Source organism: Bowmanella dokdonensis, assembly GCF_017254865.1.
Taxonomy (GTDB): Bacteria; Pseudomonadota; Gammaproteobacteria; order Enterobacterales; family Alteromonadaceae; genus Bowmanella; species Bowmanella dokdonensis.
In genome coordinates this window covers 247,673-270,433 of sequence record NZ_JAFKCV010000002.1, presented here as the reverse complement: position 1 = coordinate 270,433, position 22,761 = coordinate 247,673, and the positions used below count along the sequence as shown (strand labels likewise).

The following is a 22,761-nucleotide window of genomic DNA, read 5'->3' as shown; positions in this document are numbered from 1 at the left end:
CAGAGAATGTTAGATCCCAAGTATTTGCGTAGTGAAATAGAAGAAACCGCCAAGCGGCTGGCCACTCGTGGCTTTACGCTGGATGTGGCCAGGTTCAATGAACTGGAGGAGAAGCGTAAAGCATTGCAGGTACGCACGCAGGATCTGCAGAATGAACGCAATGTTCGCTCCAAGAATATCGGCAAGGCCAAAGCGGCCGGTGAAGATATTGCCCCTTTGCTGGCAGAAGTCGGCAAGCTGGGGGATGATCTTGATGCGGCCAAGCACGAACTCAATGTGCTGCTTGATGAAATCAATCAACTCGCCCTGGGTTTGCCCAACCTGCCCCATGAGTCGGTGCCTGTGGGTAAGGATGAGTCAGATAACCGGGAAATCAGTCGCTGGGGAACGCCCCGGCAGTTCGATTTCGTGGTCAAGGACCATGTAGACATCGCCTCTGGCCTGGATAAAGGGCTGGACTTTGAGACGGCGGTTAAACTCAGTGGTTCACGTTTTGTGGTAATGCGCGGAAAAGTCGCCCGTCTGCATCGTGCCCTGACCCAGTTTATGCTGGACCTGCACACCAACGAGCATGAGTACCAGGAAGTTTACGTACCCTATCTGGTCAACGCAGACAGTTTGTATGGCACTGGCCAGTTGCCCAAGTTTGGTGATGACTTGTTCCATACTGGTCCCGCTACTGAAGAAGGACAGGGGTTGTCACTGATCCCCACTGCCGAGGTTCCCCTGACTAATATTGGCCGGGACGAGATCTTTCCGGCAGAACAATTGCCGTTGAAGATGACCGCCCATACGCCCTGTTTTCGCAGCGAAGCCGGATCTTATGGACGGGATACACGGGGGCTGATTCGCCAGCATCAGTTCGACAAGGTGGAACTGGTGCAATTAGTTCGGCCAGAGGCGTCCTTTGAGGCGCTGGAAGAGTTGACAGAGCATGCCGAAAGGGTACTGCGCCTACTGGGGCTTCCGTATCGCAAGATGCTGCTGTGTACCGGTGATATGGGCTTCGGAGCAGGTAAGACTTATGATCTTGAAGTCTGGTTACCCGCCCAGGATACTTATCGTGAGATTTCTTCCTGCTCCAATATGCTGGACTTCCAGGCCCGGCGCATGCAAGCCAGATATCGTAACCCGGAAACGGGCAAGCCTGAGCTCCTGCATACACTGAACGGTTCGGGGCTGGCTGTAGGTCGCACCCTGGTGGCCATTCTGGAAAACTACCAGCAGGCCGACGGCAGTGTGGAGATTCCCGATGCCCTGCGGGAATATATGGGCGGTGTTGAACAAATTGTCTGAGGCCGTTGATAGCCGATAAGCTGGCTGTCGAGAGACAGCCTTTTTTGTCAGATCATTTGGTAGGCCAACAGAGGACACTGGGCAGGTCAGGACAAGTTTGGTAGTTTATGCTTGAATAACATTTATCCTGGAAGGCAGGCACAGATATGAAAGTCACCTCTGAAGTGCGCTTGCTGATGAAGCTGCTGTATTACGTCACTATGGCCCTGACGGTGGGGATGGTTTTCTATCTCCTTTGGATGGCGTTTACCACAGTCTACAACGGGCTGATGGCTTAGGGCTGAAAGTAACGTGTAACAATGACACAAGGCGCTGTCATATCTTCCTTGTCACTGCTCACAAACACTTGGCCGGCTTGGGTAAGCCGGCAATTTTACTGGCCTGCTTGGCCGGACCTTCCGGAAACAGTCGTTGCAGGTACCGACTATTGCCTTTCTCCGGTCCGTAGGTCTTCTCCATTGCCTTGACCAGGGCACGGATAGCCGGACTGGTATTGAACTCCAGATAAAATTTCCGCACAAAGTGCACAACTTCCCAGTGGGGGTCTGTCATGGCTATCTGCTCTTTTTCGGCGATATGTTCAGCCAGCTCCTGACTCCAATCGGCAGGATTTAGCAGGTAACCTGAATTGTCCACGGGGATCTGCCGCCCCTCAAATTCCATCACACCACTCATATCCAGGACCTGACCTTATCAAACTCCAGGGTGAGGGCAACAAACCTTTGATAATCTACCCTGCGAAAGGGGATGGCCGCCTCAGCGATTCCCCGGGCCTGCAAGTCTTCCTCCAACACATAGAAGTGTTTCAATGACTTAAGTGGAGTATGCCAGGATTGATTTCCAGTCACTGCAAGGACCGCATCCTGGATCAGCAACAAACCGTCATTTTCTGCCATTTCCTGCAGACACTGATTCAGGTTCTGACTGGAAAAAGGACTGGCTTTGATAAGGTGAAGAATCATTAAAAGCTCACTAAATGCTGAAACTGGCTGATCCTCTGTGCAAAGGCTTGAGGCTCCAGAAGCTCTGCCTCGATGCACAGGGACTGGCTGGTCAATCCTCTTTCCCTCAGGCTTGCGGCACAAACTGCGATACTGTCCACATCATAAAATTCCAGGGCGGCGAAGGTCTTACTGTAATTTTTTCGCAGTATATTTTCCGGTTGCTGGTGTTTAAGCAATTGAAACACGCCATCACGGCTGAAAAACAACCCAACTGACAGGCCAAACGTGCCCGCCACAAGTGCCAGGTCCAGCGCTTCCTGACCCTGGCTACTGCCGTGGGGACCGCGTTGGTTAACAATAGCCAGGCTTGACATCAGAATTGTACCAGTCTGTCGGCTTTTGAAATCAGTTCCACCAACTGGCCCAGCCCACTGACCTCGAAGGGGGGGATCAGATTGCAACCGGTCAGATTCCTTTCTTCCATTTCGGTGGGACTGACCAGACCTCGTCTGGCAGCCGCGGTCACACAGACGTGCAGCGGTACCCCTGAGGCTGCCAGTTGTTGCCAGGCGCGGTAGGGTTGATATTCATCCGAGGGAGAGGATTGCCAGCAGTTGGCGTGGGCGACACCGGCCTGATAAAAAAATACGCCTTCAATTCGGTGCCCACAGGCTAACACGGCCTGGGCAAACTGTATTGCTGTAGCCTGAGTATCAAAAGGAGCGGAAGTGACAAGCAGCGTGAACGTGGCCATGATGGGATAAGAAAACGCCCTGTGAGAACAGGGCGTCAGGATATATCAGTCGTCGCCACCAAACGCACCCAACAGGTGCAGGATGGAAGTAAACATGTTGTAAATGCTCAGGTACAGTCCTACCGTGGCACGGATGTAATTGGTTTCACCACCGTGGATGATCCGGCTTGTGTCAAACAGGATCAGACCAGACATGATCAGCACAATGCCAGCACTGATAGCCAGACTCATGGCGGGGATCTGCAGGAAGATATTGGCAATACCTGCAACGATGGCCACGATCAGACCTATCATTAAAAAACCGCCCATAAAAGAGAAGTCTTTTTTACTGGTTAGCGCATAGGCCGATAGACCAAAGAACACCAAGGCCGTGGCACCGAATGCCTGCATAATGAGTTGCGGGCCATTGGCGAAGCCGGCATAAAAGTTCAGGATATAGCCCAGGGAGCCGCCAAGCAGGCCGGTAAAAGCAAAAACCCAGAAAATACCCGAGGCGTCATCGGCTTTCTTGTGAACCACAAACAACAAGACCAGCGCACCGATACTCATCACCAGGGAGGCTAACGGGCCTATGCCCACTGCCATACTGATACCGGCACAAACTGCGCTGAATACCAGGGTCATGGCCAGTAGCATATAGGTATTGCGTAATACTTTGTTGGTCTCAAGCGCTGAGGCAGAAGACGAACTGCTATACAGGGTTCTTTGGTCCATTACTCACTCCGAAGTTAAACCAGTGACAGATTCACTTTTGTTGGTGTATTTGTATGGCCTTTAGTTCCCTTTTTCAAGTTATTCCGTACTCAAAGGCTTAAAGTTGTCGCGGTTTGACGGTTGAAGCGGCAAACTGCTCAAAGTCTCATCATTCAGAGGTTTAGAGACAAAATTGCACTTTACAAGCCGAATAAAGCTCATTAGTATGCAGCCCTCTTCGGAGAGATGGCAGAGCTCGGTTGAATGCAGCTGACTTGAAATCAGCCGACGGGTTAAACCGTCCGGGGGTTCGAATCCCTCTCTCTCCGCCATATTAAACAAAAAGACCCCGCTCGAAAGAGCGGGGTCTTTTTGTTTAATATCCCGGTGGAATGGGGTGAGGGCCCCCTTGGGTTCGACAAAAACGTCAGGAACGTTTTTGAACATCGCGTCGTCAGCGATGGCCCGAAGGGCGCAGGGCAGGACGCCCGGAGTAATCCCTTTCCAGAATCCTGTCTGCTCACCATGCCAACGAGCGGGTCTTTTAGTTTAATATCCCGGTGGAATGGGGTGAGGGCTCCCTTGGGTTCGACAAAAACGTCAGGAACGTTTTTGAGCATCGCGTCGTCAGCGATGGCCCGAAGGGCGCAGGGCAGGACTCCCGGAGTAATCCCTTTCCAGAATCCTGTCTGCTCACCATGCCAACGAGCGGGGTCTTTTTGTTTAATATCCCGGTGGAATGGGGTGAGGGCCCCCTTGGGTTCGACAAAAACGTCAGGAACGTTTTTGAGCATCGCGTCGTCAGCGATGGCCCGAAGGGCGCAGGGCAGGATGCCCGGAGTAATCCCTTTCCAGAATCCTGTCTACTCACCATGCCAACGAGCGGGGTCTTTTTGTTTAATATCCCGGTGGAATGGGTGACGGAATACCTAGGGTTCGACCAATTTTCCGGGAGCTAATTGGAACATCGTCGTTCGTGGTGGCCCTACGGGCGAGGGGCAATAAGCCTGCGGTAATCCCTCCTTCCCAATTCCTCACCAAGGACTGGCTGGCCACCACTCCAGCAACCTAATTATTTGAAAAAGCGGAAAAATCAGTCGTTTTTTCTATCCTGTATGTCATGGCAAATAGTTAACAAGATGGCACGCCATGCAGATTTACTGTGCGAAGTGTGGTCAGATCCAGGACTATCAGGCACCTGAAGATGGAGAGGTCATCAGTTGTGGTCGTTGTGACCAGGTGTTAATCAGGGCGGTGCAAGGTGGGAACTTTCCGTGCCTGATGTTGGTGCTTGCGGCATTGATCCTCTATGTTCCGGCCAATATTTATCCCATCATGACTATGACTTACCTGGGGAGAAGCAATGAGACGACAATCTTCGGCGGCGTGGTGAATCTCTATCAGAGCGGCATGGTCGGACTGGCGGTACTGGTATTTACCGTCAGTATTCTGGTTCCGCTGATTAAGATCATAGTGCTGCTTTACCTGACTCTGTTGGCCAACAGGTATGCATTGTTCAGCGAAAAGGTTCATCACAAGATCCTCCGGTTTGTGGATGCCATTGGCCCCTGGTCCATGCTTGACGTCTTTCTGGTGGCTATTCTGGTTTCGCTGGTAAAACTGCAGGATTTGGCCCGGGTGGAGCCGGAAGTGGGGATCGTAGCCTTTGCCGGCGTCGTAGTGCTTACCCTGATCGCATCTCAGGTGTTTGATAGCAGACTGTTGTGGAAACCCCCTTATGACGAGTAACAACAAGGTAAAAGTTAAATCCGGACGAAAATACTATTGGTTTTGGCTGCTGCCCCTGGGTGCCGTTGTCCTGGTTGCCGGATTGGTATGGTGGAGTATGCCGCCTTCGGGTAAAGCAGTTTTTGTGTCCTTTGATGATGTGGCCGGTTTGAAAGCGCAGCGGGCCAATGTCATGTACAAAGGCGTTGAAGTAGGCAAAGTTGCAGCGGTGCGATTGGATGAGAGCAACAGCAAGGCCATGCTGGAACTGCAGGTGCATGAGCAAGTCATGAACTTGATGGTGGAGTCGACCGAATTCTGGATTGTGCAGCCGCAGATTGGTTCGATGGGAGTCGAGGGGATCCAGACTCTGGTCTCGGGGCCTTATATTACCTTCAAGCCGGGGGAGGGACAGCCTGCCAGGGTGTTCCAGGGTCGGAATGGTCCGCCTGTCCTTGAGCAGGAAGGGCTGAGGTTCAAGCTGCGCAGCGAACGCCGGTACGGTATTTCGGTAGGGGATGACCTGCTGTACAAACAGGTGCCAGTGGGGAAAATTTATGCCTACGAACTGAACAGCGATGATGTTGTGTTTCATGCGCAAATAGACAGGCCCTATCAACCGTTGCTGCGGGACAACAGTGTTTTCTGGGAGGAAAGTGGACTGGAGTTCGATGCGAGCCTGTTAGGGATTTCTGTATCAGCGGCACCCCTGATGAGTATGCTTAAAGGGGGAGTTAGTTTTGCGACGCCAGACACGCCGAGCAAAGAGGCCAAACCAGGGCAACTGTTCGAATTGTCGGCAGATAGGGAAGATGAATGGTTGCAATGGCAACCTGGAATCAGTCTGCCCGGCCGCCTGGTCAGCTCGGAGGGCAAAAGTGCAGAGATACAGAAGGCTCAAAGCTGGATGCCGAATTCCTCTGCAAAAAACAAGGACCAATAATGATGATACACCTAAATGGTAAGCACGCTTAGGGCGTGACATTGTTCTGGGTCAACTCTGTCCGCTTGTCATTCTGTGACAATGCCTGTCGGTTTCCGGAGAAAGTCAGTTACATGTCCTTAAAAGTCCTATGGAAGGCCAGTCGCCCACCTTTTTTAATCCTCACTCCGATTATTGTGATGCTGGGCATTGCGCTTGCATCATACCAGGGCTATCCCATATCGCACTGGCGGGTATGGCTGGTCATATGCGGTGCCCTGGCTGCCCATATTGCAGTCAACAGTCTTAATGAATACCAGGACTTTTGTTCTGGCTTGGATTTACAAACCAGCAGAACCCCTTTCAGTGGGGGTAGCGGCGCCCTGCCGGACAATCCGCATATGGCCCATAACGTGCTGATGCTCAGCATGTTCAGCGTGCTGCTCTGTGTTGCCATAGGCATCTATCTGAGCCTGCAAACCAACTGGCTGTTGTTGCCGGTGGGCTTTGTGGGACTGATGGTTGTGGTAACTTATACCAAATGGCTGAACCAACGGCCCTGGGCCTGCCTGTTTTCACCTGGTGCAAGCTTTGGTCTGTTGATGATGACGGGGAGTTATCTGGTCTTCAGCAAGGGGATCACGGGCCAGGTACTGGCCATAGGCCTTATACCTTTTTTCCTGATCAACAACCTGTTGTTGTTGAATCAGCTTCCGGATATCGAGGCCGACAGGCAAGCAGGTCGGCGGACCTTGCCTATTGATAAAGGGGTGAAGTTCGCGGTGACTATCTATTTCCTTTTCAATGTCATGGCCTGCGGGGTATTGATGCTGCTGGTAATGGCTGGCTGGTTGCCGGGGTTGAGCCTGATTGCCCTGTTGGGCTTTATACCAGCTGGCATTGCAACAACAGTTGGCGCAAAATGGGGGGGGCAGATTGGCGAACATCCCGCTTATCTTGCTGCCAATGTCTTAGCAGCCTTGCTGGTCCCGGCGCTACTGGCGGGAAGCCTGCTGTATTGACGCGGCCGGCGGGGGCAGGTGGCATTGCTTGAATAAAGCTTGCCAGAAATGGATGTGTTCCCGCATCGCCTGCTGGTAGTGTTCAAAATCTGATTGTTGCTGCTCAAGCCATTGCTGATATGCGTCCGCGGATTGTCCAATCAAAGTCTGCCAAAGTGGAAATAGTTTGTAGTGATAATGATTCATACTGCTGGCCACGGGTTGAATCCTCTGAATAAAGAAAAGATCGAACACGTTTCTTAGGTAGCGAACCTCATCGCTGGCTTGTTTGTCAGAGCAATAGATTGCCTGGCTGGACAGCCATTCGGTGAGTTGACTCAGATGCCCGGCCAGCAGCCTTTGTGAGCGCAATAGGCTTGCCGTGGTGTGGAATTGCTGCAAAGTATTGAGGTGCTGCTCCAGGTAACGAAAATCACCGTGAGGGGCGGTTGCAGGATGCAGACTGATAAGGTATTGCAGGGATTCCACCGTCTGGCTCAGCCCATCCCTGTCATTTCCTGTCAGGTAGCCCTGGCCCAGGGCGAGGCTTTTTCGCACTTCGGTGCTGTTCAGGAGTCTCAGCCAGACTTGGTTTAAAGCCTGGTGCTTCATTTGCCGCCAATGCCTCAGTTTATCTCTGACCCCACTGTCATCGAGTCGTGGCAGACAGTCGTCGACGGCATTCAGCAGTCTGTTTTCATAAATATAGCGTTGCGAGGCTGACTGTATCTTTCCCAGAGCCGTATTGCGTTCGGCCACCAGAGTGTAAAGGGGACAATCCCGAAGAGCATAGAAATCCGTCAGGCTGATATCAACCTGTGGAAGCGCCGTTGTGATACTTTGCGGCAAGGTAGGGGTATCGGATGGGGAAAATTCTACAGCGGGCTGATTCAGCACATTGGCCAGCCGACGGGCGTATTCCCGGCTATCCTCAAACAGCTTCTGGTTATCCGCACAAGCACCGCACAATACCAGGAGCAGAGAGTAATAAAGAAACGACTTGAAACGGGCTAACAGTGGCGGGCCTATGCTCTCAATAATATTGTTCGTCGTCAGCGTTTACCCGGTAGGTAAGCTTTTTTCGCTCTTCGTCCACATGCATGGTTATACGGATGGAATGACAGCAGTTGGCGCACTCCTCGAAGTAATCCTGATCTCCCTGGCTGTAGTCTAACAGCAGATGCAATGAGTGCCCGCATTGGGGACAGTCAATTTGAACCGTTTTGGCTTTCATCGATACCTCGCTGGATTGATTACAATTCTTTGACAGTGGTCAGAGCCGGTCACCGGAATAAAGACTTCGACCACCATCAACTTTGAGAACTTGCCCGGTCACGTAATCTGCATCGAGCAGAAAAGCAATGGCCTTGGCGATGGCCTCTTCATTACCCAGTCTGGCCAGCGGGATTTGTGCCAGGATCATGTCCTTTTCGGCCACTTGCATTGGGTTGTCGGGCCAGAGTATGGCACCCGGTGCCACCGCATTCACACGAACCCTGGGGGCCAACTCCAGAGCCAATGAATGGGTCATACTGATCAGGGCGGATTTGGCCATACAATACAGAGTATGGTGTCTGAGTGGTCTTTCTGCATGAATATCCACCATATTAACAATATTGCCACGCGCCTCCCTGAGTGCCGGCAACAGTGCCTGGCTCAGAAACAAAGGTGCCTGCATATTACTCCCCACCAGATTGTGCCAGTCATCCAGATGGATACTCCCCATGGGTGTAGGATAAAAGCTGGAGGCATTATTGATCAGGACATCGAGCCGCTCGAAAGCTTCCAGAGCCTGTGTGCCAATACGCTGCAGACTCTGCATTTGGCAAAGATCACCTTGCACCAGTTTGGCCCGCCCGCTTCGGCGTTTGTTCAGGGAGTGCAGGAGTTGTTCTGCCTCTTGGTGGGACTGATGATAATGCAGAACAAGGTTATAACCCTGTTCGTGTAAATAGTTGGCTGTGCAAGCCCCCAGGCGCCTGGCGCTGCCGGTAATAAAAGCGACTTTAGTCATTTGTTTGAGATAGTGTGTTTCCAGGCTGCCAGTATGGGGAATTCACCTCACCAATGCCAAGGTTGTCAACTATCCAGATTTTGCAACTGCATATTGGCTGATTGCACATACTGCCCGCCAAACAGCAAGGCATGATTAAGTATATGGTAGAGCTGATAAACGGGTTTGCGGTACTGGTAATCATCCTCAAGCGGCCATACTTCTTCATAGCCCTGGTAAAAAGCTTCGGGAAAACGTCCAAAGAGCTCTGTCATGGCAATATCGGTTTCTCTGTCCCCGTAGTAAAAAGCGGGATCAAACATTACCGGCTTACCTCTCCAGAAGCCGGTATTGCCTTGCCACAGATCCCCATGCAGGGGGCTGGGGGCCGGACTGTGACCGGCTAATACGGCTTTGATGGCCTCAACCACCTTATCGATCTTTACGTCAAGAACTTGTTTTTCTATCAGCAACTGCAACAGATAGCCTATACGCTGTTCAGCAAAGAACTGGGGCCACTTTTTCTGCCACCCGTTCGGCTGAGGGGTGGCACCGATGTAATTGTCTTCCTGCCAGCCATACATCTGCTGTTGATCACGTTGGTGCAGTCTGGCCAGGGCCTGACCGAAAATCTGCCAGCTTTGCACAGAGCCTTCCTGCATATTCAGGTATTCCAGAACCAGAAAACTGTGTTGTGAAACTTTGCCGGAGCAGATAACGGTTGGAATTTTCAGCGCCTCGTCCAGGCGAAGGTGTTCCAGCCCCTGGGCCTCGGCTTGCAGCCTGTGCAGATTCGCGGCATCCGCCACTTTGACAAAGAACCTGTGCCGGTCATCCGATACGCGAAATGCCCTGGTATGAAATTGTTCATGAAGCTGCCGGATATCGTCACAGATGAAATCCTTGCCAAGCTCTTCACTGATTTGTTCACTGATAAAGTGCCACATGATCCCGCCAGACTGGCCCGAGCATTGTCTTAGTATGGAACACAAGTTGAAATTGTTAAGCGCACAAGACAATTTTCTCAATCTTGTTATTCGGGCTCCTGAATATCACGCAGCGGCTTATTCTGATAGCGATGTAACGGCAACTGTTCTCTGAGCCCCTGCATGGTTTCGAATATGCCGTCCATCAATAGATCCCTGGACAGCCACCCGGGTAGCTTACCACCGGCTCTGCCGCTGCCCTGATAACAGATCTCCACCATTTGGTCGGATTGGGGAGTGAGTTGCCAGAAGCCCGAGACCTCTTCCATTCTGACGACGCCTGGCTGCAACGGATGCTGGTCCGAGGCATCCTCAACATCAATTCTCAATATCAGGGAGCGCTGATCCTGTCGGTACTCTGATAAAGTGACCATATCCCGATCACTGACCGGCCAAGGGGCATTAAACAGGGTCCGGACCAGATCTTTATTAGGTTCGGGTCGGGCCAGCAGCGTGACGTTTTTTGCATTGGCTATCCATTTCGGTCCCTGCACCGTGTCTCTGAGCAGCAGAATCATGGCACTGAGATCTGTCTTAAGCCGTGTGACGGCCATGACTTGCAACCCACGCTCAGGGTGCATGCGCCGGTAAACGTCCACCTGATCACCTTGACGGCTGAGGGTCCAGTTCTCTGCATCCCGATCGCATTGCGCCAGGCTGCAGAAGGAACAAAGCAACAGAACGAGGAGGATTGGAAATTGCATCTGACAGGCTAAGTGGATATAGTTGCGACTGGTCTGATAGTAGCAGACATTTTTTTACGAACGATAGCATTCTCAAAGCACCCGCCAGGGTGTTTTTTGTTGTTAACTTATTGATTGATAACAAGTGGCGCTTGGTTTGCGTCACCACTGTTAAGGAATTTCCATGCCCTTGATTACACTTCCCGATGGCAGTCAACGCCAGTTTGAAAACTCTGTTTCCATATTAGACGTGGCCAATGATATCGGTCCTGGCCTGGCCAAGGCCACCATAGCCGGCAAGGTGGATGGTAAGCTGGCGGATGCCTGCGACCTGATCCACACTGACGCCAGGTTGCAGATTATCACCGCCAGGGATGAAGAGGGGCTGGAGATTATCCGCCATTCCTGCGCCCATTTGCTGGGCCATGCCATCAAACAATTGTGGCCCGATACCAAAATGGCGATAGGCCCGGTTATCGATAATGGCTTTTACTATGACGTGGACATGAAAAGTCCCCTCAGCCAGGACGATCTGGATAGGCTGGAAAAGCGCATGCAGGAACTGGCTAACAGCAATTATGATGTGATCAAGAAAGTCGTCAGTTGGCAACAGGCGCGCGATACCTTTGAACAGCGCGGTGAATCTTACAAGATGGAGATTCTTGACGAGAACATCAGCCGTGACGACCAGCCGGGTCTCTACCATCACGAAGAATATATCGACATGTGCCGTGGCCCCCATGTGCCTAACATGCGCTTCTGCCAGCACTTTAAGATTATGAAAGTGGCCGGCGCCTACTGGCGTGGCAACAGTGATAACAAAATGTTGCAGCGTATTTACGGTACCGCCTGGGCTGACAAGAAACAATTAAAGGCCTACCTGCAACGCCTCGAAGAGGCGGAAAAGCGTGATCATCGCAAAATTGGTAAGGCGCTGGATCTCTTCCATTGGCAGGAAGAAGCTCCAGGTATGGTGTTTTGGCACAATGACGGCTGGACCATATATACCGAGCTGGAAAAGTTTGTTCGCGAAAAGCTGCGCAACTTCGAATACGACGAAGTCAAGGGACCGCTGATGATGGACAGGTCCTTGTGGGAAAAGTCAGGCCACTGGGACAAATATGCCGAGAACATGTTTATCACAGAATCGGAAAAGCGGATGTACGCCATTAAGCCGATGAACTGCCCTGGCCATGTACAGATTTTCAACCAGGGCCTGAAATCTTACCGGGATCTGCCGCTGCGGATGGCCGAATTCGGCTGCTGTCATCGTAACGAACCCAGTGGTGCCCTGCATGGGCTGATGCGGGTGCGGGGTTTTACCCAGGATGACGCCCATATCTTCTGTACTGAGGAGCAAGTCCTTGCCGAAGTGGGTAGTTGTATCGATATGATCTACGATACCTACAAGACCTTTGGTTTTGACAAAATAGTTGTCAAGCTTTCGACCCGTCCGGAGAAGCGGGTAGGTTCAGATGAAGCCTGGGACAAAGCAGAGAAAGCTCTGGCCGAGGCGCTGGAGAGTAAAGGAATTGAATTCCAGTATCTGCCTGGCGAGGGGGCATTCTATGGCCCCAAAATTGAATTTACCCTGCATGACTGTCTGGACAGAGCCTGGCAGTGTGGCACGGTGCAGCTGGACTTCTCCATGCCGGGACGTCTGGGCAGTACTTATGTAGCCGAAGACGGTGAGCGGAAAACGCCAGTGATGATCCACCGGGCCGTGTTGGGATCACTGGAGCGCTTTATTGGTATCCTGACCGAAGAATACGCCGGACATTTCCCCATGTGGCTGGCACCGACTCAGGTGGTAGTAATGAATATTACCGACAATCAGGCCGAATATGCCCGGGAAGTGGTGAAAAAGTTGCATGAAACTGGCCTTCGCGTTAAGTCTGACTTGAGAAATGAGAAGATAGGCTTTAAAATCCGCGAGCACACTTTAAGGCGTGTGCCTTATATGCTGGTCGTGGGCGACAAAGAAATGGACGCAGGCGAGGTGGCAGTAAGGACGCGTAAAGGCGAGGACCTGGGCAAACTGTCAGTTGACGAGTTTCTTCACAAAGCCAAACATCAGGTCGCTAGCAAGATTATCGAATAATTTCGGAGGAATAACACATTAAAGGCGCTAACAATCGGGGCCAAGATTCGGCAAAAGCCCAAATTAACGAAGAAATAAGAGCAAAAGAAGTTCGTTTGATCGGCAGAGATGGTGAACAGGTAGGGGTAGTCCCCCTGTCCAGAGCATTGGAAGCTGCGGCAGAAGTTCAGTTGGATCTGGTTGAAATTAGCCCGAATGCCGAACCGCCAGTCTGTAAAATCATGGACTACGGCAAATTCCTTTTCGAAAAGAGCAAAGCTCAGAAAGAGCAGAAGAAAAAAACTAAGCAAATTCAGGTCAAGGAGGTGAAATTCCGCCCTGGCACTGATGAAGGCGATTACCAGGTCAAACTGCGCAACCTGCGTCGCTTTCTTGAAGGGGGTGATAAAGCCAAAGTCACGATTCGCTTCCGCGGACGTGAAATGGCTCACCAGGAGATCGGTATTGATCTTCTCAATCGCATCAAAGGCGATTTGGAAGACATTGCCAACTGCGAGTCTTTCCCCAACAGGGTGGAAGGCAGACAGATGATCATGGTGATGGCCCCCACTAAACGGTAAGTAAGGCCTGCAAGTACCAAGGTGACTGCGCACCGAGGTCGCCTTACTACCTTGTCGTAACTTAAACAATGCGGAGTTTTAGCGATGCCTAAAATGAAGAGCAATAGCGGAGCCGCGAAGCGTTTTAAGAAATCTGCTTCCGGCCGCTTTAAAAGCAAACAGTCTCACTTGCGTCACATCCTGACCAAGAAGAGCTCTAAGCGTAAACGCCACCTGCGTGGCAAAAAACTGGCCCATGACTCGGATACTGCGTTGATCCAGCGCATGTTGCCGTACGCTTAAGCGAGAGGAGACTTAAAATATGGCAAGAGTAAAACGTGGTGTCGTTGCACGTGCCCGTCATAAAAAGGTACTGAAACAAGCCAAAGGTTACTATGGAGCCCGTTCACGGGTGTATCGCGTTGCCGTACAGGCGGTTACCAAGGCCGGCCAGTATGCGTATCGTGACCGTCGTCAGCGTAAGCGTCAATTCCGTCAACTGTGGATTGCCCGTATTAATGCTGCGGCCCGTCAGAATGGTTTGTCATACAGCCGTTTCATCAACGGTCTGAAAAAGGCGTCCGTCGAGATTGATCGTAAGATCCTGGCCGACATCGCCGTCCATGACAAAGCAGCTTTCAGCGCATTGGTAAATGCCGCCAAAGGCGCATTGGCTTAATATTTAACTATTAAGCTTAAGTTCTTTCTTAGGAAACGGGGAGCAGGATGCTTCCCGTTTTCTTTTTCAGCCTTGATTCGCCACTGAATCCGAACTGGCTTCGATCACTTCTGACCACTTAATGGCTTCGGCATACAGTTCTGGTAACTGCTCCTGTCGTATGGCCAGTTTCTCAGCGATGCTCTGGGTGCGTGACCAGCTTCCTGACTCATAGGCCTTGACCAGTTCTAACAGGTCATTGAAAAGGTTTTCCTCGCCGAGCAGGGCCTGTTTGACTTCCTTTTCCAGGGGCAGGCGTTTGAGCACTTCCTGCATTCTCTCTCCCAGCAGGGCATCCACCAGTGAGAACAGGCCGGTCAGAAAGGCCAGACTGGATCGTTCCTCTGCAAGGCGGGTGGCGATCAATTCGCAGAAGCGTCCCCGAAGGATTGACATGCGGATCAGCTCCAGTGGCTTCTGACCACCAAGATGGGCGGTAGCAATCAGGCAGACAAACTTTCTGGCCTGCTCTTCTCCGAGATACACCAGGGCTTGCTTGATCGAGCTGATGGTTTCTCTCAGTTCAAACAGGCCGGAATTAATAAAGCGCAGCAGTTTGTAAGAAAGAGACAGATCACGCTCAAAGTACAGGGTCAGCTTGTCGTAACTGAAGTTGGGACGCAGCACCTCCAGATAGATAGCCAGAATCATATGGTGCTGGGCCTCAATGTCGGTATTCTCGAGCATCTCGGGCTTACAGAAAAAATACCCCTGGAAAAAGTCAAAGCCAAGATCCCTGGCTTCAGCGAACTGCTCCTGGGTTTCCACTTTCTCGGCCAGTATCTTAAGGCCTTTGCGCTTTCTCAGCCTGGGCAGCAGAGCGTTGATCTCCGAAAATCCAGTACGCTGCAAATCGAACTTGATCAGGCGGGTGAAGTTAATAAATGGTTCCCAATCCTGATGATAGACAAAATCATCCAGGGCAAAGCGATATCCAAGGTGAAACAGCTTTCGACAGGCCTGGTAGGTTTGTTGAGATGGCTCCACGTCCTCAAGTATTTCAATCACAATATCCCTGGCAGGAAGCAAAGTGGGGGTCATATCCAGCAGGCTCTGCTGGGAAAAATTGATCAGAGCCTTTTTATTGCGTGTCAGGGTACGAAACCCAACATTGAAATGATGGTTGAGCATCAGTCTGCTGGTGGCCACCTCAGGCGCAATCCCACGTGGAAACAGATTCTCTACACCGTCACGGAAAAACAATTCATATGCAACGGTTTGCTGTTTTCGATTCAAAATGGCCTGGCGGGCGGTATAGACTTTCATCTGGCAGTGGGCTTCCCCTTTTCTCAGGACAGTTGACTGGTAAGCGGAAGTTCCTGCCAGTCAAAAATTCGGCCTGAAATACATGTTGTATGGACACTTGGGCGTGTTTATCTTTCATATTGGTCTCTGTTGAGAGCTAAAAAGCCCTCAATCAAGGCGCGAGTATTCCGTTTAGCCATCTAAACAAGTTGGGAGCAACGCAGAGTGAGGGCTTTTTAGCCTCAACTCTTCAGGCTGGGCCCATTTTTACTCGTATCATCCCTGATACTCGCCGACAAGCGGCCAGCCGAGCTGTTAAAAAATGCGCCGGGCATTTTTTCCGTCTTGCTGGACAAAAACATGGCCTCCAGCAGAGCGTCAATATGAAAGATAAACACGCCCTAGCATAGGAACGACCAGAAACCTTTGAGAATCAACCAGTTTCCTGTTCAGTGACTGACTTGCTCAAAGTCGGATGCCCATTCCAGGCTCTGTTGGTAAAACTCGGGCAGAAGCTGGGCTGGAATGCCGGCCAGATTTGCCCATTTCTGTCCCCAGTACCAGCTTCCCGCTTCGTACGCCTTGGCCAGTTCGAGCAGCAGGAGTAAGTCGGTTTTTTCACCCAGCAGGGTGTCCCTGACGGCTTGCTGCAAAGGCAGGGTATCCAGAAGATCCTTCATAGGTTTGTCCAACAGGGCATCCAGCAGGGAAAAGAGTCCACACAGAAAGGCCGATGAGGGTGATGGATATTTGAGCGCCTGTGCCAGCAACTCACAGAATCGGGCACGAACAGTACAGAGACGGATGAGCTCCGATGGCTTGTCCTGGCTTATATGGGTGGCAGCTACCAGCGAAATGAATTTCCTCGCGCTGTCACTACCCATGTAAACCAATGCCTGGCGTATGGAGCCAATGGGCTCATTCAGTTGAAACAGACCGGAATTGATAAACCGCAACAGTTTAAAGCTAAGGGCAACATCCCGTTCAAATAACTCGATAACGCGCCTGTAGCTGAAATCCTCCTGGAGGATCTCTGTATAGATGGCCATGACTATCTGGTGAGTCAGCGGGATATCCTGACTGACCAGGGGATCCGGATGACAGAAAAATTCACCCTGAAAGTAGTCAAACCCCAATTCCCTTGCCAGTTCGAACTGGGAACGCTGATTCAGTTTGGCGGCGAGCAGCTTCATTCCCCTGCGTGTCTTAAGGAATGCCGTAGCCTGTTCCAGGTCATGACGGGGCAGCATCGGCAGCTCAAACCTTATCATGCGGATAAGGCTTAAAAATGGGTTCCACGCCTCGTCGAACAGATAATGGCTCATTGCCAGGCGATAGCCTTTATGAAATAACTGTTTGCAGGCTTGCAACACCTCATCGCTGGGGGACGTATCCTGGGCCAATTCCAGTACGGTATCTTCCGGGGGCAGAAGTTTGGCCACCCCCTCAAGCAACGACGCTTCTGATATCTTGATCAGGACGGGTTTGTCCCTGCTCAGGGCCCTAAAACCCTGGTTCCATTGCTGTTGGCTGATCAGTTGGTTAATGGCATTGGGCGTGTCCTCCACAGAGCCGCCGGTCATGCTCTGGCGCATAAACAGTTCGTAGGCGACCGTCTGGAGTCGTCGGTTGAGGATGGCCTGTCGAGCTGCATATACTTTCATCAGATCCCCTGTACAACACGGGAAAGATCAGGACGCGTCGGGCTGTTTCAGATGGTTTTCCGGCGGAGAGTCCTGTTTGTCTGGTTAACTTGCTTATTTTTCGTGAATTTCTGAGCTTTAACCTAGCAGAAAAATCTCACTTTCGTGTAGAATTCTGGGTTTTCTTTTATTGCCTGGTCCTGAGTGGCCGGATACAGGAACACCCCGAACCAGGGCGCCGTTCGCGTCTACATGGTGCCGGGGCAGGCAGGATTTTATCGAAGCGCTCGCCAGCACGAATAACTGAGGAAAGTATGGATCTTCAAGCCATCATAAACGAGGCCGACAATCAGATTGCCGAAGCAGGGGATATGGTTGAATTGGATAGAGTCAGGGTCGAATTTCTCGGCAAGAAAGGCAGATTGACCGAGTTGCTCAAGGGCTTGGGCAGATTGTCACCCGAAGAAAGGCCAGCAGCCGGTGAGCAGATTAACAAAGCCAAGCAGCAGGTTCAGACGGCTATACAAGCTCGTGGAGAGTTATTGCGCCGTCAGGAGCTTGACGCCAAGCTGGCAGAAGAAAAAATCGATGTGACCTTACCGGGCCGCGGAAAAATGCCTGGAGGTCTGCATCCTGTCAGTCGCACCATAGAGCGAATCGAAACGTTCTTCGCGGAATTGGGCTTCTCGGTGAAGACGGGACCGGAAGTGGAGGATGCATTTCATAATTTCGATGCCCTGAATATCCCCGCCGATCACCCGGCCCGGGCCGATCATGACACTTTCTATTTTAATCCGGATCTGATGTTGCGCACCCAGACCTCGGGCGTACAGATTCGTACCATGGAAGTGGAAAAACCGCCTCTTAGAATCATTTCTCCCGGTCGCGTATACCGTAACGACTATGATCAAACCCACACTCCCATGTTCCACCAGGTGGAGGGTTTGATGGTGGATAAGAATGTCAGTTTCAGTGAATTGAAAGGAATTTTGCATGACTTTCTGCAGAACTTCTTTGAACAGGATTTGCAGATTCGCTTCAGACCTTCCTACTTCCCCTTTACCGAGCCCTCAGCTGAAGTGGATGTGATGGGTAAGAACGGCAAATGGCTGGAAGTATTAGGCTGTGGCATGGTCCATCCCAATGTACTCAGGGCGGTTGGCATCGATCCGCAGGAGTACACCGGATTTGCCTTTGGTATGGGCGTTGAACGCCTTACCATGCTGCGCTATGAAGTCAATGATCTGCGTGCTTTCTTCGAAAACGATCTTCGTTTCCTGAAACAGTTTAACTAGGACCCGGTTGCAGAATGAAATTCAGTGAAAAATGGTTAAGAGAATGGGTGAATCCGGCCATCAGCAGTGAGCAACTGTCAGAACAGTTGTCCATGGCCGGACTGGAAGTGGATTCGCTGGAACCTGTGGCTCCGGAATTTTCTGGTGTACTGGTGGGGGAGGTTATGGAATGTGGCCCGCACCCCGATGCTGACAAGCTGCAGGTAACCAGGGTAAATGTCGGTGGCGAAGCCCCGCTGGACATAGTCTGCGGTGCACCAAATTGTCGCCAGGGTCTGAAGGTGGTCGTGGCGGTGGTGGGCGCCGTGCTGCCCGGTGATTTCAAGATCAAAAAGGCCAAGCTGCGTGGACAACCCTCCCATGGCATGCTGTGCAGCGCCTCGGAACTGGGCCTGTCAGAAGATCATGCAGGTATTATCGAATTGCCTGGGGAGGCTCCCGTGGGGACCGATATTCGCGACTATCTGCAACTGGACGACGTGAGCATCGAGGTGGATCTGACCCCTAATCGGGCCGATTGCCTGGGCATCAAAGGAATCGCCCGTGAAGTGGGAGTGCTCAATCAGGCCAGTGTCTCCATGCCGGCCATTAAGCCCATCCCCGCAGTGATTGAGAAGAGTCGCACTGTCCATCTGGATGCACCCGCGGCCTGTCCCAGGTATCTGGGACGGGTAATTGAGAATATTGACATGGACGCGGTAACCCCCGTATGGATGAAGGAGCGCCTGCGTCGAAGTGGCGTTCGCAGTATCGATCCTGTAGTGGATGTGACCAACTATCTGCTTATCGAACTCGGTCATCCGATGCATGCCTTTGACAACGATACCCTGGAGGGGGACATCCATGTCAGATTGGCCGAGCAGGGTGAAAAACTGGTGTTGCTGGACGGGGAGCAAGTCGTACTCAACGGTGACACGCTGGTGATTGCCGACAGGAACAAGGCGCTGGCTATGGCTGGTATCTTTGGTGGTAAGGACTCAGGGGTTACAGAAAAAAGTCGCAATATCTTCCTTGAGAGCGCTTTCTTCAGCCCTGAGGCTATCAAGGGGCGCGCCCGTCAATACGGTTTGCACACCGATGCTTCCCATCGCTATGAAAGAGGCGTAGATCCCAGTTTACAACGGGATGCCATGGAAAGAGCCACAGAGCTGCTGTTGCAAATCGTCGGCGGCCAGGCCGGGCCAATTGTTGAAGCCGTCAGCGAGGCGCAGTTGCCGGCAAAAAGGCAGGTCCAACTGAGAAGGACCCGGCTGGATCGGTTGATTGGCATCCATATCGAGAGTGAGCGGGTGACAGATATTCTGCAGAGGCTTGGGCTGGCAGTGCGCTTCGACAAGGATACCTGGCACGCAGAGGTTCCCAGCTATCGTTTTGATATCGCCATTGAAGAGGATTTGATTGAGGAGGTCGCCCGGGTTCATGGCTACCACAATATTCCCCATGTATCGCCAACGGCCCGGCTCAAAATGTCCAGACATCAGGAGCAGAATACGCCCCTGATGTTTCTCAAACAGCGTTTGATTGGTCAGGGATTTCAGGAGGCCATTACCTATTCCTTCGTGGATCCTAAGGTGCAGGACAGCCTGTTCCCGAATATAAAACCGTTGGTGCTGCCCCATCCCATTTCCACTGAAATGTCCTCTATGCGGGTAAGTTTATGGCCAGGGCTACTGCAGGCGGTTTCCTACAATCAGAAACGTCAGCAATCTCAACTGGCTCTGTTTGAGACAGGGCTGCGCTTTTTGCCTGATGTGGCTGAGACCGCTGGGGTCAGACAGCAACCCGTTATTGCCGGCGTGCTGGCAGGTCAGCGTCAGGCGGAGCATTGGGATATACCTTCGGTGGCGGTGGACTTCTTTGATGTCAAGGCTGCAGTCGAGGCCCTGATCGCGACTACGGCAAACCCATCGGCTTTCAGTTTCAAGGCCGTTGCGCATTCGGCACTGCACCCGGGACAGGCTGCGGCCGTGTATTTGCATGACAGGCAGGTTGGCCTGCTGGGGGCTATTCACCCGCAGTTCGAAAAAGCACTTAAACTCAATGGTCGTACTTTTGTGTTTGAACTGGAGCAGGAGGCGCTCTGCCAGCGAGCTTTGCCTAAGGCTAAGGAGATTTCCCGCTATCCGTCGAATCGCCGTGACATTGCATTAGTGGTCGAGGATAGTCATACTGTCTCTGACATACTTGGTTGCATAGAAAAATTTGGCGGAAATCAACTAGTTGGCCTAAACTTGTTCGACGTATACAGAGGTAAAGGGATAGCCGAAGGTCACAAGAGCCTGGCCGTTTCCTTGACTCTGCAGGACCCAGCGAGAACCCTTGAAGAGCATGAGATTCAAGCTGTGGTAGAGAGAATTCTGGCAGCCTTGTCAGAACATTTTGGGGCATCTCTGAGGGATTGAGTTTATGGCGCTGACCAAAGCCGATATGGCAGAACATTTGTTCGAAAAGCTGGGCATTAACAAACGCGATGCAAAGGATCTGGTGGAGTCTTTCTTTGAGGAAGTCAGGGAAGCACTGGAATCAGGAGAGCAGGTTAAGCTGTCGGGTTTCGGTAATTTCGATCTGCGACAGAAAAATGAGCGGCCTGGTCGCAATCCTAAAACCGGTGAAGATATTCCCATCAAGGCGAGGCGCGTGGTGACCTTCCGGCCGGGACAAAAACTGAAAAGCCGGGTTGAGAATACCAAACCCCAGATGTAACAGAAAAACGCACCCTGAGTGCGTTTTTGCTTTATTACCCGTTGTTTATTTCCCTGCGCCGCAGGGGATAGCCGATAAGTTATTTTTTTTCATATGAGGGTATCTTTGCTGATCTAAGAATCCTGTTTTGAGTTTGCTTCTGTTCACCTAGAATACGCGCTCATGCAGCCACTCCTCCGTCAGTCCAACCGGTGAGAATTGCAAGTCGGTCATAATAGCAAACGGACAAATCGTCCCTGTTCGCCTGAGGTATGCATGTCAGCCGTCAAAAAAGCCAGTGCTCCGGCTCCTACCGCTGTTCCCAGCCTGATTGGGCGCTGTGTTTTTATCAAACGAGGCCCCTACCAGGGACATACCGCCAAGGTTCAGAAACAACTGGATAGTGCTACATATCAGGTCACGCTGCTGTCGGCGGCGACTGTCAGTCAGATCACTATCAGACGTGATGACGTGATGATGGGTAAGCGCGGTCACGGCCAACGTCGCGTCCGTGGCTGATGGGAATGATCCAGAATTCCTGAACCCCGTATTGTAACTTATCATTTGCTGTCAGGATTCAAAACCTGTTCATGTCTGAATTTACCCAACCCAGAATAGGCGTCAGTGCCTGTGTGCTTGGTGATAAGGTGCGTTATGACGGGGGCCACAAACGCTCAGCTTTTGTCGCCGCCCAGCTAGCCGATTTTTTCACTTTTAAACCTATTTGCCCCGAAGTCGGCATGGGGCTACCCGTGCCAAGACCGACCATTCATCTGCGTGAGACCGACGCAGGGCTGCGACTGACCGATTCTCGCTCGGGCGATCGGGATCATACCGCAGCCATGGAGGCGTTCTTTACCCATCAGACTAAACTACTCTCCTCACTCGACGGTTATATTCTGGCGGCCAAATCGCCCAGTTGTGGAATGGAGAGGATTAAGGTGTATGACCAGAGCGGATCACTTGTTCATCGCCAGGGCCAGGGACTGTTTGCCAGCCTGTTAAGGCGGCGGTTTCCCCATCTGCCCCTGGAAGAAGACGGACGGTTGAATGATGCAGGTCTACGGGAAAGCTTTATTACCCGGGTGTATGCTTACCATGGGTTTCGTCATCAGGTGCTGATAAAGCCCAGCGTGGCCGCCCTGGTTACCTATCACAGTAGGAACAAGTTGCTTGTCATGGCTTACAGCCCGCAGACGTATCAATCACTTGGGCGTTTGGTGGCAAAGGCCAAGGGGCGGCTGGAGTCCACTTTGGAAGAGTATCAGTCCCTGCTGTTTAGTGCCCTTGGCAAGCCGACCGACAGGCGTAAACAGACCAATGCCCTGATGCATCTGCAGGGATATTTTAAACGCAAACTATCTCGCCAGGATAAACAGGAGTTGAGTGAGCAGATTGAAAAATACCGCCTCGGCCATGTGCCTTTGCTGGCACCAATGACCCTTCTGCGGCATCACCTGAAACATTATCCGAACTCGTATCTGCAGCAGCAAAGTTACCTGCAGCCTTATCCTGAAGCCCTGGGGCTGAGAGCCTGA

General features: G+C 51.8%; 26 protein-coding genes and 1 tRNA gene. 15 read left to right on the top strand and 12 right to left on the bottom strand.

Annotation, left to right across the window (positions count from 1 at the left end; genetic code table 11):
• Window positions 1-6: 6 nt before the first annotated feature.
• Complete coding sequence (gene serS / locus J0A66_RS04430; protein WP_206572579.1) at window positions 7-1,296, top strand: serine--tRNA ligase; 1,290 nt, start codon at window positions 7-9, stop codon at window positions 1,294-1,296.
• Window positions 1,297-1,442: 146 nt separating this feature from the next.
• A complete protein-coding gene (locus J0A66_RS23545) occupies window positions 1,443-1,574 on the top strand; it encodes a hypothetical protein (protein ID WP_277603518.1) in 132 nt (43 codons plus the stop codon).
• 58 nt (window positions 1,575-1,632) lie between these two features.
• Here the strand turns inward: J0A66_RS23545 and J0A66_RS04425 are convergent, their stop codons facing one another.
• From J0A66_RS04425 to J0A66_RS04405, 5 genes are read right to left on the bottom strand one after another with little or no spacing between them, the layout of a single operon-like run.
• Window positions 1,633-1,971 carry a TusE/DsrC/DsvC family sulfur relay protein gene (locus J0A66_RS04425; RefSeq protein WP_206572578.1) on the bottom strand — a complete coding sequence of 113 codons (339 nt, stop codon included), beginning with the start codon at window positions 1,969-1,971 and terminating at the stop codon, window positions 1,633-1,635.
• Window positions 1,968-2,258, bottom strand: a complete 291-nt coding sequence (gene tusB / locus J0A66_RS04420; protein WP_206572577.1) for a sulfurtransferase complex subunit TusB — start codon at window positions 2,256-2,258, stop codon at window positions 1,968-1,970. The genes J0A66_RS04425 and tusB overlap by 4 nt, the downstream gene beginning before the upstream one ends.
• Complete coding sequence (gene tusC / locus J0A66_RS04415; protein ID WP_241264014.1) at window positions 2,258-2,614, bottom strand: sulfurtransferase complex subunit TusC; 357 nt, start codon at window positions 2,612-2,614, stop codon at window positions 2,258-2,260. Before tusC ends, tusB begins: the two co-directional genes overlap by 1 nt.
• Entirely contained in the window at window positions 2,614-2,994 is a 381-nt protein-coding gene (gene tusD, locus J0A66_RS04410) for a sulfurtransferase complex subunit TusD (RefSeq protein WP_206572576.1), read from the bottom strand. The genes tusC and tusD overlap by 1 nt, the downstream gene beginning before the upstream one ends.
• A gap of 45 nt (window positions 2,995-3,039) precedes the next feature.
• Window positions 3,040-3,708, bottom strand: coding sequence for a Bax inhibitor-1/YccA family protein (locus tag J0A66_RS04405; RefSeq protein ID WP_206572575.1), 669 nt, complete (start codon window positions 3,706-3,708; stop codon window positions 3,040-3,042).
• A 219-nt stretch (window positions 3,709-3,927) separates the two neighbouring features.
• On the opposite strand from J0A66_RS04405, the gene J0A66_RS04400 reads away from it, so the two are divergent.
• The 4 genes from J0A66_RS04400 (at window position 3,928) to J0A66_RS04385 (ending at window position 7,359) form a co-directional block, all read left to right on the top strand.
• Window positions 3,928-4,019: transfer RNA gene (locus J0A66_RS04400), tRNA-Ser, on the top strand.
• 817 nt (window positions 4,020-4,836) lie between these two features.
• Window positions 4,837-5,436, top strand: a complete 600-nt coding sequence (locus tag J0A66_RS04395; protein WP_206572574.1) for a paraquat-inducible protein A — start codon at window positions 4,837-4,839, stop codon at window positions 5,434-5,436.
• A complete protein-coding gene (locus tag J0A66_RS04390; RefSeq protein ID WP_206572573.1) occupies window positions 5,426-6,358 on the top strand; it encodes an MlaD family protein in 933 nt (310 codons plus the stop codon). Before J0A66_RS04395 ends, J0A66_RS04390 begins: the two co-directional genes overlap by 11 nt.
• A gap of 113 nt (window positions 6,359-6,471) precedes the next feature.
• A complete protein-coding gene (locus J0A66_RS04385; protein WP_206572572.1) occupies window positions 6,472-7,359 on the top strand; it encodes a prenyltransferase in 888 nt (295 codons plus the stop codon).
• On the opposite strand, the gene J0A66_RS04380 is transcribed toward J0A66_RS04385, so the two are convergent.
• The 5 genes from J0A66_RS04380 to J0A66_RS04360 form a co-directional block, all read right to left on the bottom strand.
• Complete coding sequence (locus J0A66_RS04380) at window positions 7,333-8,307, bottom strand: DUF3080 family protein (RefSeq protein ID WP_206572571.1); 975 nt, start codon at window positions 8,305-8,307, stop codon at window positions 7,333-7,335. The two genes, J0A66_RS04385 and J0A66_RS04380, sit on opposite strands and share 27 nt — an antisense overlap.
• Before the next feature lie 64 nt (window positions 8,308-8,371).
• On the bottom strand, window positions 8,372-8,572 hold the full coding sequence (locus tag J0A66_RS04375) for a CPXCG motif-containing cysteine-rich protein (protein ID WP_206572570.1): 201 nt from the start codon (window positions 8,570-8,572) through the stop codon (window positions 8,372-8,374).
• A gap of 39 nt (window positions 8,573-8,611) precedes the next feature.
• A complete protein-coding gene (locus J0A66_RS04370) occupies window positions 8,612-9,352 on the bottom strand; it encodes a pteridine reductase (protein WP_206572569.1) in 741 nt (246 codons plus the stop codon).
• Between the two features lie 65 nt (window positions 9,353-9,417).
• On the bottom strand, window positions 9,418-10,278 hold the full coding sequence (locus J0A66_RS04365) for a fructosamine kinase family protein (protein ID WP_206572568.1): 861 nt from the start codon (window positions 10,276-10,278) through the stop codon (window positions 9,418-9,420).
• An 86-nt stretch (window positions 10,279-10,364) separates the two neighbouring features.
• Window positions 10,365-11,021, bottom strand: a complete 657-nt coding sequence (locus tag J0A66_RS04360; RefSeq protein ID WP_206572567.1) for an START domain-containing protein — start codon at window positions 11,019-11,021, stop codon at window positions 10,365-10,367.
• A gap of 163 nt (window positions 11,022-11,184) precedes the next feature.
• Here J0A66_RS04360 and thrS point away from each other — a divergent pair, with 163 nt between their 5' ends.
• The 4 genes from thrS (at window position 11,185) to rplT (ending at window position 14,319) form a co-directional block, all read left to right on the top strand.
• On the top strand, window positions 11,185-13,101 hold the full coding sequence (gene thrS / locus J0A66_RS04355) for a threonine--tRNA ligase (protein ID WP_206572566.1): 1,917 nt from the start codon (window positions 11,185-11,187) through the stop codon (window positions 13,099-13,101).
• Between the two features lie 17 nt (window positions 13,102-13,118).
• On the top strand, window positions 13,119-13,661 hold the full coding sequence (gene infC, locus J0A66_RS04350; protein WP_206572836.1) for a translation initiation factor IF-3: 543 nt from the start codon (window positions 13,119-13,121) through the stop codon (window positions 13,659-13,661).
• An 84-nt stretch (window positions 13,662-13,745) separates the two neighbouring features.
• Window positions 13,746-13,943, top strand: coding sequence for a 50S ribosomal protein L35 (rpmI, locus tag J0A66_RS04345; protein WP_102795353.1), 198 nt, complete (start codon window positions 13,746-13,748; stop codon window positions 13,941-13,943).
• 19 nt (window positions 13,944-13,962) lie between these two features.
• Window positions 13,963-14,319, top strand: a complete 357-nt coding sequence (gene rplT / locus J0A66_RS04340) for a 50S ribosomal protein L20 (protein ID WP_206572565.1) — start codon at window positions 13,963-13,965, stop codon at window positions 14,317-14,319.
• 66 nt (window positions 14,320-14,385) lie between these two features.
• On the opposite strand, the gene J0A66_RS04335 is transcribed toward rplT, so the two are convergent.
• Both J0A66_RS04335 and J0A66_RS04330 read right to left on the bottom strand, forming a co-directional pair.
• The gene (locus tag J0A66_RS04335; RefSeq protein ID WP_206572564.1) at window positions 14,386-15,624 is read right to left on the bottom strand and encodes an EAL and HDOD domain-containing protein; all 1,239 of its coding nucleotides are present in this window, start codon (window positions 15,622-15,624) and stop codon (window positions 14,386-14,388) included.
• Window positions 15,625-16,052: 428 nt separating this feature from the next.
• Entirely contained in the window at window positions 16,053-17,267 is a 1,215-nt protein-coding gene (locus J0A66_RS04330; RefSeq protein WP_206572563.1) for an EAL and HDOD domain-containing protein, read from the bottom strand.
• 293 nt (window positions 17,268-17,560) lie between these two features.
• Here J0A66_RS04330 and pheS point away from each other — a divergent pair, with 293 nt between their 5' ends.
• The 5 genes from pheS to J0A66_RS04305 all read left to right on the top strand — a co-directional run bounded on the left by pheS (window position 17,561) and on the right by J0A66_RS04305 (window position 22,761).
• Window positions 17,561-18,541 carry a phenylalanine--tRNA ligase subunit alpha gene (gene pheS / locus J0A66_RS04325; protein WP_206572562.1) on the top strand — a complete coding sequence of 327 codons (981 nt, stop codon included), beginning with the start codon at window positions 17,561-17,563 and terminating at the stop codon, window positions 18,539-18,541.
• A gap of 14 nt (window positions 18,542-18,555) precedes the next feature.
• Complete coding sequence (gene pheT / locus J0A66_RS04320) at window positions 18,556-20,943, top strand: phenylalanine--tRNA ligase subunit beta (RefSeq protein WP_206572561.1); 2,388 nt, start codon at window positions 18,556-18,558, stop codon at window positions 20,941-20,943.
• Between the two features lie 4 nt (window positions 20,944-20,947).
• The gene (locus J0A66_RS04315; RefSeq protein WP_206572560.1) at window positions 20,948-21,244 is read left to right on the top strand and encodes an integration host factor subunit alpha; all 297 of its coding nucleotides are present in this window, start codon (window positions 20,948-20,950) and stop codon (window positions 21,242-21,244) included.
• 255 nt (window positions 21,245-21,499) lie between these two features.
• Window positions 21,500-21,742 carry a DUF3912 family protein gene (locus J0A66_RS04310; RefSeq protein ID WP_206572559.1) on the top strand — a complete coding sequence of 81 codons (243 nt, stop codon included), beginning with the start codon at window positions 21,500-21,502 and terminating at the stop codon, window positions 21,740-21,742.
• 71 nt (window positions 21,743-21,813) lie between these two features.
• Window positions 21,814-22,761, top strand: coding sequence for a YbgA family protein (locus J0A66_RS04305; protein ID WP_206572558.1), 948 nt, complete (start codon window positions 21,814-21,816; stop codon window positions 22,759-22,761).

Bases quoted from the DNA above. Each gene is read 5' to 3' on its own strand.
- serS (WP_206572579.1), top strand. From the start codon at position 7: ATGTTAGATCCCAAGTATTTGCGTAGTGAAATAGAAGAAACCGCCAAG.
- J0A66_RS23545 (WP_277603518.1), top strand. From the start codon at position 1,443: ATGAAAGTCACCTCTGAAGTGCGCTTGCTGATGAAGCTGCTGTATTAC.
- J0A66_RS04425 (WP_206572578.1), bottom strand. From the start codon at position 1,971: ATGAGTGGTGTGATGGAATTTGAGGGGCGGCAGATCCCCGTGGACAAT.
- tusB (WP_206572577.1), bottom strand. From the start codon at position 2,258: ATGATTCTTCACCTTATCAAAGCCAGTCCTTTTTCCAGTCAGAACCTG.
- tusC (WP_241264014.1), bottom strand. From the start codon at position 2,614: ATGTCAAGCCTGGCTATTGTTAACCAACGCGGTCCCCACGGCAGTAGC.
- tusD (WP_206572576.1), bottom strand. From the start codon at position 2,994: ATGGCCACGTTCACGCTGCTTGTCACTTCCGCTCCTTTTGATACTCAG.
- J0A66_RS04405 (WP_206572575.1), bottom strand. From the start codon at position 3,708: ATGGACCAAAGAACCCTGTATAGCAGTTCGTCTTCTGCCTCAGCGCTT.
- J0A66_RS04395 (WP_206572574.1), top strand. From the start codon at position 4,837: ATGCAGATTTACTGTGCGAAGTGTGGTCAGATCCAGGACTATCAGGCA.
- J0A66_RS04390 (WP_206572573.1), top strand. From the start codon at position 5,426: ATGACGAGTAACAACAAGGTAAAAGTTAAATCCGGACGAAAATACTAT.
- J0A66_RS04385 (WP_206572572.1), top strand. From the start codon at position 6,472: ATGTCCTTAAAAGTCCTATGGAAGGCCAGTCGCCCACCTTTTTTAATC.
- J0A66_RS04375 (WP_206572570.1), bottom strand. From the start codon at position 8,572: ATGAAAGCCAAAACGGTTCAAATTGACTGTCCCCAATGCGGGCACTCA.
- J0A66_RS04370 (WP_206572569.1), bottom strand. From the start codon at position 9,352: ATGACTAAAGTCGCTTTTATTACCGGCAGCGCCAGGCGCCTGGGGGCT.
- J0A66_RS04365 (WP_206572568.1), bottom strand. From the start codon at position 10,278: ATGTGGCACTTTATCAGTGAACAAATCAGTGAAGAGCTTGGCAAGGAT.
- J0A66_RS04360 (WP_206572567.1), bottom strand. From the start codon at position 11,021: ATGCAATTTCCAATCCTCCTCGTTCTGTTGCTTTGTTCCTTCTGCAGC.
- thrS (WP_206572566.1), top strand. From the start codon at position 11,185: ATGCCCTTGATTACACTTCCCGATGGCAGTCAACGCCAGTTTGAAAAC.
- rpmI (WP_102795353.1), top strand. From the start codon at position 13,746: ATGCCTAAAATGAAGAGCAATAGCGGAGCCGCGAAGCGTTTTAAGAAA.
- rplT (WP_206572565.1), top strand. From the start codon at position 13,963: ATGGCAAGAGTAAAACGTGGTGTCGTTGCACGTGCCCGTCATAAAAAG.
- J0A66_RS04335 (WP_206572564.1), bottom strand. From the start codon at position 15,624: ATGAAAGTCTATACCGCCCGCCAGGCCATTTTGAATCGAAAACAGCAA.
- J0A66_RS04330 (WP_206572563.1), bottom strand. From the start codon at position 17,267: ATGAAAGTATATGCAGCTCGACAGGCCATCCTCAACCGACGACTCCAG.
- pheS (WP_206572562.1), top strand. From the start codon at position 17,561: ATGGATCTTCAAGCCATCATAAACGAGGCCGACAATCAGATTGCCGAA.
- pheT (WP_206572561.1), top strand. From the start codon at position 18,556: ATGAAATTCAGTGAAAAATGGTTAAGAGAATGGGTGAATCCGGCCATC.
- J0A66_RS04315 (WP_206572560.1), top strand. From the start codon at position 20,948: ATGGCGCTGACCAAAGCCGATATGGCAGAACATTTGTTCGAAAAGCTG.
- J0A66_RS04310 (WP_206572559.1), top strand. From the start codon at position 21,500: ATGTCAGCCGTCAAAAAAGCCAGTGCTCCGGCTCCTACCGCTGTTCCC.
- J0A66_RS04305 (WP_206572558.1), top strand. From the start codon at position 21,814: ATGTCTGAATTTACCCAACCCAGAATAGGCGTCAGTGCCTGTGTGCTT.